This window comes from Chryseobacterium sp. ZHDP1, assembly GCF_018603435.1.
GTDB lineage: Bacteria > Bacteroidota > Bacteroidia > Flavobacteriales > Weeksellaceae > Chryseobacterium > Chryseobacterium indicum.
Genome location: NZ_CP075682.1, coordinates 4,472,475 through 4,485,742 on the forward strand (window position 1 = coordinate 4,472,475; position 13,268 = coordinate 4,485,742).

A 13,268-nucleotide genomic window follows, 5' to 3' on the forward strand; every position below is an offset into this window, starting at 1 on the left:
TTTTTAAAAGTTATGTTCCTGCCATAGCTGAATGAGCCTGTCAATATTGTCAAATACCTTTGTTTCAAAATCGAAATCATTATTTTCTATTTTTCTGTTATCAAAGGGAATAAACCGTGTCGGTTCGTCTATCTCCGAAAATTCTTGCAGGTCGCCATTTACAAAATCGCAAAGCGTGTGAAAAAGGCTTCCTTCGATGGAAGCGCAGAATGAAACGTAGTTGTCAAGGGTGACAGGGCGTTCGGATTCTTCGGTCATTTCCCTGTACCGTAATGGAAAATATTTCCGATCAATGCGGACATTTGGATAGGTTGTAGAAAGTTCATAAAATGAACTGGCTATCGAATGAACATCTTTTTCAAATTCATTTTTTGGTTTAAATCTGTGTAAGAGCTTTTTAAAAGACTGTAGATTCGTAGGTTCTGTGATTAGTTCTTTTATATGATCTCCTATCAATTCTGCATCCTTGAACTCAGTTAAATATTCATCTGAATTTGAATCTTCCTCCTCATCGTCCAAATAAGAGTTTTCGAGCATATCGTACATGGAGTTCAGGTAGCAATCGTCATTTCTGTAATAGGGAACAGCGAGTACCTGATAGATATATGCGTAAACACAGACCAAAAGTTTACTTGCTTTTACGGTTTTTCTATTGTGCAGGATTGTGTAAAGTGGAATTACAGGGATATAATATAGCGTACAACCTGTGTTGTATCTGTCCTCTTTGGCAAAAAATGTACACTTTCCATCATTGACCAATCTAATTTCCCGCCAGTCCTCGGTGCTAAGTTTAAGCTGTGTTTTCAGGTGAGCCAATGATTCCGAAATATTATACGGGTAGGGCAGACCTGCACAGTCCAGTTTAGTTACATTCAGTTTTTTTGAGATATTGGAGAGGGATTTAAAAAACTCCCTCTCCAATTTTGAACTGTCGTAATTTTCGCCAATTTCAGGTTCCTGCAATCTTGCATGGAACTGCATGCCTAAAAAGGCATTGGTAACATCGTGTGCGGAGTGGACTGCCGTCTGTCCTTGCGAATTTCTCCTGCATCCTTCGGACGTTTCATCCAGTTCCCGAACCCGCACAACTGGCGGTGAAGTTGTGACTGGCTTACTGCTGTGGGCAGTTTTACCGTTTGCGGATATTTCTTTTGCATGATTCATGGGTTTTGAATTTTAATTAACCTTTAGTTCCGATAACTGTCTCAAAGCGGTATTCCACAATGTCGTCCACAATTGTAGGACGTGAAATTTTTGCCGTGGTCAGGGCAGGGTAGTTATTTGAATAAAAATTCAGTACCGCCTGAAGATTCCACTTTGGCTCGGGATCATCGAGCCTGATTTCATGTTCTTTTTCTTTGAGGATAAAAACTCGCTGAAGTGTTGTTGCTACTAACATAATATTGAATTTTAAGGGTTATATTCTTCTTGATCGACCTTTTCCTGCTCTTGTTCCTGCTCTGCTTTCTGCTCGGAAGCCGACCAGAGATCGGGAACAAATTGCTTTTCGTATTCATCCTGTTTCTTTCGGATGTCTTCTTTATGCTCGGGATAATCACCGACTTTTGGTAGTGCCGTCCATGCATCCTTGTACTTTCCTACTTTGGCAAAGGCATCAGCTTTCAGTAGTGCTTCGCTATACTTTCTGCCCTTAGCTTTTTCCTTATCTGATTTCTGTTTTTCCATCGCAGAGTTAGCCTGAGCGGTTTCCAGTCCCTTTAGAAAATTTTGCATATTAGAAATCAGTCCGTCTGCCATCTGAACGGGTTTTTTGATATGTTCAAAGAATCCAAAATCCAGTTCTTCGGGACTTCCTTTCAGATTAAAAGGAGGAATGACATTTTTTGCCTTATCTGCGCAACCATCATTCTCGATCAAGATAGATACGAGTATCCTGTTTTCTGTTGCTTTTGTAATAGATAGCGTCAATTTGCTGTTGATGTCCATCTGTGCAATCTGTCTGAAAAAATTAGCTGTTTCCATAGTAGTTCATTGCTTTGTCGCTTACGCAATCAGTGATATATGATTCTGAAAAGCCCTGTTCCCGTAGGTAGTCTTCGTAGGCTTTCATTTCCCTTTTAAATTCCGCTGTACCTTCCTCTCCTGTGAGAAAAAGTTTATGTGCGGTTCCATTTTTCAGAGCCTTGGTAATGTCCCTGTATAGTTCCTTGATGTGTCTTCGCTGATCTGAAAGTTTACGGACTTCCATTGCGAACATTTGGTATCGTGAAAGAATATCCAAGAAAATGAACGCTTCCACTACATTCTGATTTTTATAGTTCTCTACAAACCTGTTATAGAGCCAGTCTGCGAACTTATATTTTGCCAGTATATCCATTTTCAAATATTTATGAGTTTGTTACCTAATTTTAGTTCTGTTTCAATTTGATTCTTCACTATCTTCGTTATTTAGAGATTCTACATAGCTTGTATAACGCTCGGTCAGATCTTCACTCTTATAAAATCGGTCAGCACGATAGTTGTAATTTTCCTCGTACATTCTGATCTCGTTTGTTATAAGATTTATGTAATATCTGTACATGGCATTGACCCTTCTTTCATCCATTGTACAGTGCTTTTTGAGAAAGTCCATTTCCTTGATATGGTTACTGAAATTTAGAAGCGGGGTGAATACTTCCTCCACGATATAGCCTTGTTCGGGTGCGCTCGTACTATCGGCAACACAGATAATCTGCTGTCCGTTTGATAAGGTGATATGTAAGTTTGAACGTGTCATTTTTTTAATTTTTAGCGGTTAAAATTTCCTGTATCAATGTGATGTCAAAATCGACTGTTCTGAATTTGACATCTTCAAAAGCTTCATAATTTGCCATTCCAGAGGGATGAACTATCAGCGAATCGCTTTTAATGCAGTCAAAGTGCCTGCATAACTGCTCGATTTCCTCCGCTTTGGCATCTAAAAAAGCCAGTTCTTTTTCACCGAGCCACTGCTCGTAGAATGGTACTTTTTCTGTCCTGCACAACAGAAAGGAAATACCGTGTTCTTTCCGTGTGATATAACCCGAATAGTATTCTACATTTAGGATTTCGAGCAGGTCTGTTGTTTCAAGCGACTTTTTTAGCCAGTCCCCCCAAAGGGGGATAATGGCTACTTCATAGTTGTTTCGACCTGTTTCGCTAAATGCCTTGATGAGCATGACATCAGTCATTTTATCTGATTTTTTCATGACTAAGGATTTAAGTTTATGTCTACAATTTTTCTATCACCGAACAGCATATAAATGGCGTATTTAAAGTCTCGGCTACATTCCTTTTGCTCGGTATAATGAATGGTTGCGTGCATGGAGAAAAGGGCATCGTAGCCGTCAAACAATTGATCTCTGAACGTCTTTTTGTTTCTGTACAGCCTTGTACCGTTTTTAAGGTATCTGCGCTCAAAGTTTGCTATGTAGTCAAACCATATACTGACATCAATATCTTTTTCAGTCCAATTTTCTTCAATCTCGGTTCTATGGTTGTGCCACAGTTCCGCTTCCTTCTTGATAAATTCGGTCAGTGGTTTGAGTTCTTCGGGAAACAGTCTTGCGAGCAGATAAGCTCTGTCAAGGTTGTTCATGTGATGTAAGGTTTTCATATCTTTTTAATTTGAGGTTTCGTTCTTTCTAAAATCAATGGTTACTACCTTATCGTCACCGAAATAGAGTTCTATTGCCAGTCTCAGCATTGTGGGTATCATTTGGGAACCTGCAAATCTTATCATACAGTGAATACCGAAAACGCTGTTATCCTGATAGAAAAAATGGTCGGCAAAAATCCTCGGATTGCGGTATAGCAGTACACCGAATTTTTCTATTGTCTGTTCAGCATTCTGCACAAGGCTATACCAATAATCGGCTGTTAAAATGCAGTTTGGTGGCCATGCTTTTCTAATATCCTGCTCTTTCTCACGTAAGTGCGCTATTTCGGTTTTAATAAAGTCGGTCAACGTTCCGAGCTGATCGGGAAAGAGCCTTGCAACGGCAAATGCCCTTTCGGTATTGTTCATTTCTTGTAATGATTTCATGATATTTTGATTTTAAAAAGGTGGCAGTTCTATACAAGCCTGCCACCTTTTGGGCTGTGCTTAATTCAGTTGGAAAATGTCTGTTCCGATTTTCTGGAAAGATGTGCATAGGTCAAATGCTTTCTGTGACTTGAGCTGTGCAGTACCGCCAAGTACAATGCTCTGTAACTTCGATTCATTGTCCTTATAATTTCGGACGTTCTGAAAGTAGCCAGTTACGGCATTGTAAGCCCCGAACAGTGTGCCTTTGGTGGTTTCGAGTTGCTGTGTATCGTTCATCATGGCGTATGCGAAGGCATCGTCAACGGTATTTTTGAACATGGTCGATAGTTCGTCCTCAGCCCCTTTTTTTAGCAGGTTATAGGCTTCCGTATTTGGGCATAAGGCAAGCTGTATCAACTTTTTAACTTCGCTGTCCTTGATTTTGATGGTTGCCCAATGGTTAAAAATGCCATCCATCTGCGTGGTCATGGTGTTTGCCAGTCCCATTACTTTGTGGGCATCACACAGACGTTGTTTTGCCCCTGCGGTATGTTTTATGCGTACCACGTTGCTCATATTGCGGAGTGATGCGTTCAGGGTGTTTTGGCATACGATTCGGATAGGTGTAAAGGCTGCTGTAATGCTTCCGCTTCCGTCATGGCTTGTGGTCAGGAAGATGTATTTTTCAATCACATCATCCGAACCTCCTATGCGGATATAATTTGGAAGTTTGGCGGTAATGAATATGCGTTCGCCCTGCCCGAGTGCCCCTGCGGTCTCGTACAGAATACCGCTTCCACCACCTACGATAGAATCAAAAAACGTAAAGGCGTCTTTATTCTGTACAATGTGGTAATCTCTACCGACAACGCCGAGAACGGTATTGTTATCTGTGCGGATATTGGCGAAATAATTAGGTACTTCGATTTCAGTGTCCTGAATGACAATACCGTCCGAAATCTGAACGATTCCTGATCCTTTGGTGAACAAAGGGCTTTTTTCTACTTCGTAGTCCAATCCTGCGTGCCGGATTGCTTCGGCACTTGTTGGGTAATCCTGTACAATCTGCCCCAGACCGTGCCAAGCTTTTTCTTTTACGCTGAAAAATGAATATCTACCTGTTCTATTGTTGAAATTTAAATTATGTGCCATGATTTCTATTTTTTAAATGGGTTTAATGTTTTGGGTTTTGTACTGTCCTACCTAGAATGGGAGATCGTCTTTCTCGTCCTCTTTTGCAGTGTTGGCAGGTTCCTGTTTTTTACTAGCCTGCAGAGAATCTTTTTCCGATGCTGTTCCCCAAGCGGGTTTGATATTGGAGGTTGTGAAGTTCAGCCCCGCTTTCGGGTTGCCGTCCTTTCCCTGCCAAGCTCTTGCGCTGATTTGTCCTGTTAGTTCTACATATAGCCCCTGTTTGAGCCATGAGACTGGCTTTGCGCTTCGCCAGTAGGCACATTCAATAAATGCGGTGTTGTCCACCCATTCCCCCTGTTTGTTTTTGTAGCCGTCATTTACCGCTACCCTGAAGTTTACCACTTCCTTACCTGATGTTGTTTTGCTGACCGTTGCATCTTGTGTCAGCCTTCCTGAAATGTTCATAACTTTTGTTTTTAAGTTGTTGTACAATCTTGTTACGTTTGCTCCCTTTCCAGTCCTGCTGAGGCTCGGCCCCAAATCATTTTTTCAAAAGAAAAAACAGGAAAAAAAAGAAAGTCAATCCGTACATAGGGGAATTGCGGTAAGGCAAAAGGAAACGGAATAAAGGATGGGTGAGTGCGACGGCATGTGTTTATGCCGTAGTCTTTTGCGGGCTGAGGGTTGGCTGCCCGATGTACTTTTGAATGTCTTTTTCGACTGTTCTTTTGATAAAACTGATTCCCTCAATCTTATCTCTTTAACAGATTTATGGGGTTAAAGGCATTGTTATTTCATAGGGAATTGCGAGATGATTGTGGAGGTATGCTGTGGACAGCTTGCGATTTGCTATGTATGGGGAGCAGAAAGCTCTTTTACGGAGTGGTGAAGCGATGGAGTAAATGTGCTTTGCTTTTGAAGGGGAAAAAATATAACTGTTAAAAAAAATAGGGATATAAAAGAAACATAATCTTGCCTGAGTGATTGAAATGGCATCCTTTTGCTTGGGCAAAAGATATAGTGAAAAGCGCGGTCCTCCGGTCATTTATGAAAATGAGTGAAGGGCACGCCCAATAATTGTAGTTGTTTCGATTTACAGTTTGTTTTAAATATGTGCTAATAATTTCAATATGCTACGCATTTTTTTTAAGCATAGTGAAAAATCTGGACGTCCTTTATTTGATTTTTTCAAATTTGCTCGCCCTTATATCACATACTTGGAGAAGCACACCCATTTTTGAGGCAGTAAGAAAAACTATGTGAAAATATAACCTTGATAGGAAAATAGTTGATGAGAAGGTTTCTGAAATACTTTTATTATAAAAAGATATAATGGTCAAAATAAAATGGGTGACCAAGTTATGTTGGACACCCAAATTTTATTTTACAAGCTATAGATCTGCAATCGTACCTCTACATTTAAATTTCGCGGCCCATATTTGCTTCCAGATCTTCGAAATTTCATTAGAAGTTAGCTGAAGGTTTAAAAGTTATATTTTAAATTTAGTCGTTCATCTTTCCAGCCACATTGTGAAAGCTCTTCGATAAAAGGACAGCCGCCCATGCAAGTACTTTGATGGGAGCAACCATTACAGCCGTTATTAAGTATGTTACCTCTATATTTTTTGAAGAATTGATTATTTTGCCAGATATCCACTAAAGAATGCGTTTTTAAATCTCCAAACCAATCATTATTAGTCATAAATGAGCATGGCATCATACGTAAATTCTCATCGATGAAAGCTGAAAACCTTCCGGCATCACATCCTTCGTAAAAGCTAGTATTAACATGTACATGCTTAACAACGCCAGAAATGCTGCAACTGTCAAATCCAATTTTAAATGCCTGCTTTTTTTCATTTACCAAAGCATAGAACCTGCTAATTTTTTCTGGATCTTTTAATAGTAATGAGAGGTTGGGATTTCTTCCGATCGGTTTATAGTTTAAGAATATAATTGAATTTATACCATCCAGAAAGTAGGGTGGATTTTCCAGCCATTCTATAGCTGTATCTATAGTTTGACTGTCAGTAACGAAATGTACATTTGCCTTAATTCCATACTGAAAGAGAAGCTCAAGGTGAGTCCGGAATTCGGTATATGGTTCATAAGCACTTATCGCGACTGAGCCACAATACTCCTTGGTTGCGTGCAGTATTTCATCCGTCAGTCCACGACCGTTGGTAGTATAGCATGGTACAATACCATATTCTACAGTCTTTTGAAGTATTTTTATGAAATCAGGATGTTGATTGGGATTCCCCCCACCCAAGGCAACTTGGAGTACATCAGCAGCTTGCGCTTCCTTCATAATATGTTCATAGTCATGTAGTGACATGTGTGATCCCTTCACCGTAGATTTTCTGTAGCAGAAGCTACATCCCTTGTCACACCAGTTTGTAATACTGATATCCAAAAGCTCCGGACCATGCATTGCCCACAGCGGTTCGGGATATCCTTTTTCTTCCGCGCGAATAAAGTAGCCTGTTTTTTTATTGAACATTATCCGGTAATTTTGTTCTGGATAATGTTTGTGCACAATACTTCTGTTATTACCATCCATTTTCTCTAGCATCTATATACAATTTAGGATTTTCTATTATAAACTCGTCTGTGCAGAAAAATGTCTCTACATCGTCATGATCGCTACTGAGCTTGCCGATATAAATTAGTTTACCTTTTTTCTCGCTTTCCAATATTTTTGGGAGCAATTCCTCACCGTACCATAGCCGATTTTTAATAAAATCTTCAAAACTGAGACTGAATCCCTCTCTTCGGTGAAGCTCGCGGGCTGGTGTCATGCTGTCTTTAAAACATTCAAATAGCTGTTTGTAAATATCAATAAACTGGCTGCTGGTATCAATGCCGACAGCCTTAATGAATGTATTAAGCTTAAATTCTCCATCACTGATTATAATAAAAGAGGTAGAAGAACTATTGGTCACAAAATCATATCTAACTTTCATAATTATTTGGTTAAAAGTATTTCAGTAATTCGGTCGAACATTGTTTCAGAATTCATAAATGTTGATATTTCCCAATTTCCATATGAATTTTGGTCCTTTCGATAAAGTCGACACTCTTTATTTTCCTCAAGGGCTTCCATTAATTCTTCAATCGATTCAACTTCAAGATTGTATTTTTTGTACAGATATTCCTCAAGGGTCCCATATTCAACGGAATAAAATTTTTTGTATTCAGCAATCACGTCTATTCTTTCAGAAATTATGCTCTGATACATTTCCGTGAACATTTTTTTTGCATACCCATCTTTTGCACCTGTTTTTTTTAGGAAATTCTTTTCGGTTAAGTCAGGATGCATCAGCACCATGATCTTATAAGATTCATAAAATAATACCATATTGCTTACAAAAGGATTTAATTTCTTTAACTAGATTTTCATTTTTCGCTTTCAGAGCTTTCGAAAGCTGCTCTTTTGCTTTGTCGGGATATTTGTATCTATATCTTTCATAAATTGATTTTATTTCCCAGTTGTTGGGATTTGTAAACATATAAATGAGTAATTCAAAGGGATGGTGGTGTACATCCTCAAACTTCTTTGATGCTAGCCTTTTCTTTAATCGATCTAAAATATCATTTTGTCTTATTAAGCCGCCGGACCAATCACTTAATGAGAAAGCCCTGATAAAGGCTTTATCATAATTTGTACTGGTTAATGACCTTAAATGCTCAAATAAATGTTGGATATTTAGGTTTTTATGGCGCTGTAAGTCAGTTCGTGACAATAGGGCGTATAAGATCCGAGCGGAATTATAGGCATGTATTAATAAATTACTAAACAATCTTTCCCTGTCTTTTTCTTCTATATATTCGTCTTTTAGATTAAAAATTGATCGCTCGAATATATATTCATACCAGTCCTGTTTTTCGATAAGTTTAATTAAATCACCGTCGCCCGATTTTCGGGATGCATGGAATAAAAATATTCCGCAGCCTTCGCGAATAGGAGATCCTTCAATAAACTGGTCCTTTAGAAAATTTTCAAATTCTGCGGGTGAATTTTTATAAGTTTTGGAGATCAGATATTTAGACAATAGAAAATCACGAAATTCATCGAATGTAAAGTTGACAGTTTCCGATGTGTCAAAAATATCATCATTATTTTGTAGGTCACGACGAACCAATATATTTTCATCAAGAAATCTAATGTACAGTTCCTTGTTTTTGCCGTGAATAATATCATCAAGGGGTATATTGGCATATTCGTTATGTTTTATCATATATTCAACGATTGCCATGATAAACTTCTTGATATCGATTTCTCCACTTATCCCAAAATCGTCATTCGATTTAAGCCGATCATTTATTTCCTTAGTTTTTACCTCAAAGTATTGTGTAAACAGTTCCTCTTTGTAAATATTTTCAACCTTATGAACGTCCTTACCTTTATAGGCATCACAAAAAATCCGTAACAATAAAAAATTATCGACCAGCTGGCCATAGGCTTTACCGCTAAAGGACTTATACTTGATTTTAAAGTGCTCAAGATATCTGTCAAAAAGTTTGTTGTTTACTTTATCTTCGTGGTGGTGCCTATAATTGTTGAGTGAATCAATTTGTAAAATTTCCTCTTTGAAGCTGGAGTTTTCAAGTTTTGCAAAATTAGTTTTGTAGTATTCCGTTCTACAGGTCAGGATAATACGTACAAAGTCGTAATCGAGAATTTCTGATATAAATTCATTAAGGGATTTACTTAGCTCAGCTGGATTACCGTTTTCGTTCAGTCCGTCAATAATAATTACAAAACATTTACCGGTTTTTAGTGCAATATCTTTTAGTTCACCCATAAATTCTATGAATGTTAATTCATCACCATCCGGAAATACTCTTTTTAGAATTGAGCTTCGAATGTCCTTTGCATCAATTTCAGTTCCCAACAAAAAGACGCAAGGAATTTCTAATTTAAGCAGGAAATTTTGTGAGAAGTCACATACAAAATTTGTTTTCCCCTGACCTGGCATTTCTTTGATCAAAGCAACCTTGGATTTTAGACTTTCGAGATCGGATAGATTATCTCTCAATTTATAAGAAAATGAAGTACAATCATTTCCCAGATTAATTTTTTGTATTCGAGCATTGATATCTTTGAGATTATCTAACCATTTTTCGGCATTTTCACTGATATTGCTAATGTTCACTTGTTTAGGTTCGTATTTAAATATCGAGGGGTCGAAACTAAACGGTGGAAGGGCCAGTTTTTTCAGTCTTTTCTCCAAAGCAGAAAAATCCAGAACCTCCACTTCTTGAAGACACTTCTCCGCAAATAAAACAGGATGAGCCATATTGCGCAGTAGTTCCTTCTGCCGGCCCATCTCTATAAAGGTGTCGGGAATGTACTTACCTGAATTTATCTGCTTTTTAATCTGGCGGTTTGTCTGAATTTTTAGTGCTTCATGAACTTTTTTTTTTGAGGTTGATAATTTCTCAACTATTTTCTCAGGGGCTGGTGAGGTCAAAATATCGTCGAAACCATATGGAGAACTGAAAACATGTTCACAGAGATTTACTGCTGCTGAAATAGCTATTTTTTGGTTATGGGCCTTTCTACTGCTTTTATTGCCGTCAGCGAAATCGCAGATTGCTTTCACCAAAATCCAGTGCTGTACCTGGCCGTCGCAGGCTGCATAAATGCCCGCACCTTCCATTTCGCCACCGATTGCAGTTGGTTCAGCTTCAATAAGGTTATCCCTAAATTTCTGGTCGTCAATAAGTTTCTCTCCGGATAATATTAAGCCAGAAATAATTTTCGGTGTACGTGCTCCGATTTTATACTCCCAATCAGTCGTTGACTTAAACCTGTTAACTAGTACAGAACTTGCAGGACCTTCTTTCCCACGTGGTATTATTTTTATACCCACCCTTTGAGCTTCATAGGCAACGATCCTTTCTGACACTAAAACATCGCCTATTTTTTGCTTCTTTTTATCAATACCGAAGGCTATACCCACCATGAGCACAGCTTTGGGTTTCCATAAAGAAATAGCGTGCATTGTTGTTGTAATAGATCCATTTCTACTTACCGCTCCCATGTCATCGCATGCGACATGAACTGCAGGATACGCTCCGAATGTCCCTAAAAAATACGTCTGTTTATCTTTTGACACTTTTATAATTTTATCCTGCTCTGGTAACGGCTTTAAATTTTGATGGAGCTCTTTTTTCTCAGTTTCTGTTGCAGTAACTATGAGTAGATTAAATAATTCATTGTTTTCGGTTATAAATTCAGAACCGACCTCCTTGTACGAAATCTTCATTTGTTAATACTGGCTTAATTTAGTTGTTAATATAGCAATATTTTTTCAGTTTTTGTGATGTAGGCTTAGGATATTTTTTTATAAATTTTATAAATTGATGATTTCTCAACAGAAGGGAAATGCAACAATGGGGGGATTGTTATGCTCAATTAATGGGGCTAGGAGTGGCCGGTCCAGTTATAACTTTTATTTTTTTAAATAGGAAAGATTTTTACTGTTTTCTCTAATGTTCTCGACGATGAAAACAAATCCGGCTAATAAGATATATCATTTTTATTTAAAGTGATGTAAATTGTGCTAAAAAACTTATCATGGAAATATTTTATAATATCAGTATTGATGTAAGCATCAGCGACGTTGAAGCTGGATTATTACATAAATATTTGAAAATGCATCCAAAAGAAAGACTGTATATAGGTGAAGGGCATTTTGCATTTTACTTTAATGAGTTCGAACAAAACAAGGAGTTTGAATTAACGTTGAACACTGCAATCATTGATTCCTGCGTGACAGTTTTAGAGGACCAGGATCTGGGTGATCCGCTGGAAAATTTACTAAAGAGAAACCTTCTGGAAAAAATTTATAAGTGGTCAGATATAATTGATAATGAACAAAAAGCTATTGATGAGCTGGAAAATGATTTTTATATGAATTGCACTGAAGAATTTTATAAGGCGGATATCGGTTTTAGTTTTGAAAATTATTTAAAACTCCAAAAGCAGGCTAGTCATGTTCAAATTTTAATTAAACAAAAGGCATCTCTGTTAGAGAAGGTTATGCGCTTCTTTAAGCTGTAAATATTTGTAGGGTTTCAACCTAGAACCAAATTCTTAAAAGGCACCCACATTATAGGTTATCTGACTGAATTTCTCAAGGCAATTCAAAAGTAATTACAGTTTTGAATAGTGTTATCCTATGCAAGGAAATATTAAGTAAAGTTGGAAATTTTTACATATTAGAAGTGAATCATAACCAGTTTGATATGCAATTTTCTAATACTATACAATCCGTAAAAACCCGATAAATAAATAGTGGAATCACTTAATCACTGAATTTCAATATTTTTTATCTTAACTGCCTGAAACAAAATAACCTAACCAAAATGCAAAACTTTAATTATGCAATTTATCCCCTAAATTGTAATCCTCCTACTTTTAGACATTTCGATTAGCTACCCCTACGGGAAAATTTAAAGCTAACTAAGCTCGCTTTAATACAGCTAAAAAAATCCATCAAGGTGTTTTAAAAAAAATGCAAGGAAGCTGCAGGTAATTTCGCAGCATTAATTGTGCGCTTGAATGGTAAATATATGACCCTATGATAGGGTTACTCCCCACTTACAATAGAAACCTAATTTATTAACAAAATAATATTATGATCTTATGAAAAGAAAATTTATCTCCCTATTATCCTTATCGATAGGGGTATTCGGATTTTCTCAAACATCCGAAGTTTATTTTAAGTATGATGAAGCCGGGAACCAGCGGTATAGGGGACCGGACATCAATGGAAAGCAGGCTGCTGAAAGCTCCGACAAAAAGGAGAATAAGGTAGCCTCCGTGGGGCAGACCCATGTTATGACAGAAGCTGAGTTCTTCAAAGAGATCCGTTTGTATCCGGTTCCTGTAAATGATTATTTGACCATTGACTGGACGGACAAGGTTGACGGACTGATTGAATCAGTTTCACTCTACCAGCATAGTACTGTGCATTGGAAATTTCAGCAACAGAATTTGCCGAGTTTGAATAAGCAGCTCAAGATTAATATGACGGGGTATGATTGGGGTGTCTATGTCGTAAGATTTGTACTGAAAGACGGAAGAACACTGAGTAAGAACATCACAAAAAGATAA

Annotated in this window: 16 protein-coding genes; 2 read left to right on the plus strand and 14 right to left on the minus strand. The window is 37.7% G+C overall.

The genetic code is table 11. The features are described from left to right. Positions 1 to 3: 3 nt before the first annotated feature. From KKI44_RS20630 to KKI44_RS20695, 14 genes are all read right to left on the minus strand, one after another. On the minus strand, positions 4 to 1,164 hold the full coding sequence (locus tag KKI44_RS20630; protein ID WP_214588944.1) for a hypothetical protein: 1,161 nt from the start codon (positions 1,162 to 1,164) through the stop codon (positions 4 to 6). A 16-nt stretch (positions 1,165 to 1,180) separates the two neighbouring features. Beyond that, a complete protein-coding gene (locus KKI44_RS20635; RefSeq protein WP_002981373.1) occupies positions 1,181 to 1,399 on the minus strand; it encodes a PRTRC system protein C in 219 nt (72 codons plus the stop codon). A gap of 11 nt (positions 1,400 to 1,410) precedes the next feature. Then, positions 1,411 to 1,983 (minus strand): PRTRC system protein E, encoded by a 573-nt coding sequence (locus tag KKI44_RS20640; RefSeq protein WP_214588945.1) that lies wholly within the window; start codon positions 1,981 to 1,983, stop codon positions 1,411 to 1,413. Further along, positions 1,970 to 2,338 (minus strand): hypothetical protein, encoded by a 369-nt coding sequence (locus KKI44_RS20645; protein WP_214588946.1) that lies wholly within the window; start codon positions 2,336 to 2,338, stop codon positions 1,970 to 1,972. Before KKI44_RS20645 ends, KKI44_RS20640 begins: the two co-directional genes overlap by 14 nt. Positions 2,339 to 2,380: 42 nt before the next feature. Beyond that, positions 2,381 to 2,737 (minus strand): penicillin-binding protein, encoded by a 357-nt coding sequence (locus KKI44_RS20650; protein WP_214588947.1) that lies wholly within the window; start codon positions 2,735 to 2,737, stop codon positions 2,381 to 2,383. Positions 2,738 to 2,741: 4 nt separating this feature from the next. Then, the gene (locus tag KKI44_RS20655; protein WP_214588948.1) at positions 2,742 to 3,188 is read right to left on the minus strand and encodes a hypothetical protein; all 447 of its coding nucleotides are present in this window, start codon (positions 3,186 to 3,188) and stop codon (positions 2,742 to 2,744) included. A gap of 2 nt (positions 3,189 to 3,190) precedes the next feature. Continuing rightward, complete coding sequence (locus tag KKI44_RS20660) at positions 3,191 to 3,595, minus strand: hypothetical protein (RefSeq protein WP_214588949.1); 405 nt, start codon at positions 3,593 to 3,595, stop codon at positions 3,191 to 3,193. A 6-nt stretch (positions 3,596 to 3,601) separates the two neighbouring features. Beyond that, complete coding sequence (locus tag KKI44_RS20665) at positions 3,602 to 4,024, minus strand: hypothetical protein (protein WP_214588950.1); 423 nt, start codon at positions 4,022 to 4,024, stop codon at positions 3,602 to 3,604. A gap of 60 nt (positions 4,025 to 4,084) precedes the next feature. Continuing rightward, complete coding sequence (locus tag KKI44_RS20670; RefSeq protein ID WP_214588951.1) at positions 4,085 to 5,158, minus strand: DUF932 domain-containing protein; 1,074 nt, start codon at positions 5,156 to 5,158, stop codon at positions 4,085 to 4,087. Between the two features lie 51 nt (positions 5,159 to 5,209). After that, positions 5,210 to 5,605 (minus strand): single-stranded DNA-binding protein, encoded by a 396-nt coding sequence (locus KKI44_RS20675; protein WP_214591191.1) that lies wholly within the window; start codon positions 5,603 to 5,605, stop codon positions 5,210 to 5,212. Between the two features lie 1,018 nt (positions 5,606 to 6,623). Beyond that, entirely contained in the window at positions 6,624 to 7,643 is a 1,020-nt protein-coding gene (locus KKI44_RS20680) for a radical SAM/SPASM domain-containing protein (RefSeq protein WP_198418441.1), read from the minus strand. Between the two features lie 49 nt (positions 7,644 to 7,692). Then, complete coding sequence (locus KKI44_RS20685; RefSeq protein ID WP_002981350.1) at positions 7,693 to 8,106, minus strand: hypothetical protein; 414 nt, start codon at positions 8,104 to 8,106, stop codon at positions 7,693 to 7,695. A 2-nt stretch (positions 8,107 to 8,108) separates the two neighbouring features. After that, entirely contained in the window at positions 8,109 to 8,501 is a 393-nt protein-coding gene (locus tag KKI44_RS20690) for a hypothetical protein (RefSeq protein WP_002981348.1), read from the minus strand. Next, positions 8,485 to 11,415: a hypothetical protein gene (locus tag KKI44_RS20695; protein ID WP_214588952.1), complete on the minus strand. Its 2,931-nt coding sequence runs from the start codon at positions 11,413 to 11,415 to the stop codon at positions 8,485 to 8,487. The genes KKI44_RS20690 and KKI44_RS20695 overlap by 17 nt, the downstream gene beginning before the upstream one ends. A gap of 311 nt (positions 11,416 to 11,726) precedes the next feature. On the opposite strand from KKI44_RS20695, the gene KKI44_RS20700 reads away from it, so the two are divergent. Both KKI44_RS20700 and KKI44_RS20705 read left to right on the plus strand, forming a co-directional pair. Beyond that, positions 11,727 to 12,212, plus strand: coding sequence for a hypothetical protein (locus KKI44_RS20700; protein ID WP_214588953.1), 486 nt, complete (start codon positions 11,727 to 11,729; stop codon positions 12,210 to 12,212). Positions 12,213 to 12,797: 585 nt separating this feature from the next. Continuing rightward, positions 12,798 to 13,268 carry a hypothetical protein gene (locus KKI44_RS20705; RefSeq protein ID WP_214588954.1) on the plus strand — a complete coding sequence of 157 codons (471 nt, stop codon included), beginning with the start codon at positions 12,798 to 12,800 and terminating at the stop codon, positions 13,266 to 13,268.

Coding starts and splice junctions, on each gene's coding strand:
- KKI44_RS20660 (WP_214588949.1), bottom strand. CDS start 3,595: ATGAAAACCTTACATCACATGAACAACCTTGACAGAGCTTATCTGCTC.
- KKI44_RS20635 (WP_002981373.1), bottom strand. CDS start 1,399: ATGTTAGTAGCAACAACACTTCAGCGAGTTTTTATCCTCAAAGAAAAA.
- KKI44_RS20680 (WP_198418441.1), bottom strand. CDS start 7,643: ATGTTCAATAAAAAAACAGGCTACTTTATTCGCGCGGAAGAAAAAGGA.
- KKI44_RS20700 (WP_214588953.1), top strand. CDS start 11,727: ATGGAAATATTTTATAATATCAGTATTGATGTAAGCATCAGCGACGTT.
- KKI44_RS20690 (WP_002981348.1), bottom strand. CDS start 8,501: ATGGTATTATTTTATGAATCTTATAAGATCATGGTGCTGATGCATCCT.
- KKI44_RS20655 (WP_214588948.1), bottom strand. CDS start 3,188: ATGAAAAAATCAGATAAAATGACTGATGTCATGCTCATCAAGGCATTT.
- KKI44_RS20640 (WP_214588945.1), bottom strand. CDS start 1,983: ATGGAAACAGCTAATTTTTTCAGACAGATTGCACAGATGGACATCAAC.
- KKI44_RS20675 (WP_214591191.1), bottom strand. CDS start 5,605: ATGAACATTTCAGGAAGGCTGACACAAGATGCAACGGTCAGCAAAACA.
- KKI44_RS20695 (WP_214588952.1), bottom strand. CDS start 11,415: ATGAAGATTTCGTACAAGGAGGTCGGTTCTGAATTTATAACCGAAAAC.
- KKI44_RS20705 (WP_214588954.1), top strand. CDS start 12,798: ATGAAAAGAAAATTTATCTCCCTATTATCCTTATCGATAGGGGTATTC.
- KKI44_RS20645 (WP_214588946.1), bottom strand. CDS start 2,338: ATGGATATACTGGCAAAATATAAGTTCGCAGACTGGCTCTATAACAGG.
- KKI44_RS20630 (WP_214588944.1), bottom strand. CDS start 1,164: ATGAATCATGCAAAAGAAATATCCGCAAACGGTAAAACTGCCCACAGC.
- KKI44_RS20685 (WP_002981350.1), bottom strand. CDS start 8,106: ATGAAAGTTAGATATGATTTTGTGACCAATAGTTCTTCTACCTCTTTT.
- KKI44_RS20650 (WP_214588947.1), bottom strand. CDS start 2,737: ATGACACGTTCAAACTTACATATCACCTTATCAAACGGACAGCAGATT.
- KKI44_RS20665 (WP_214588950.1), bottom strand. CDS start 4,024: ATGAAATCATTACAAGAAATGAACAATACCGAAAGGGCATTTGCCGTT.
- KKI44_RS20670 (WP_214588951.1), bottom strand. CDS start 5,158: ATGGCACATAATTTAAATTTCAACAATAGAACAGGTAGATATTCATTT.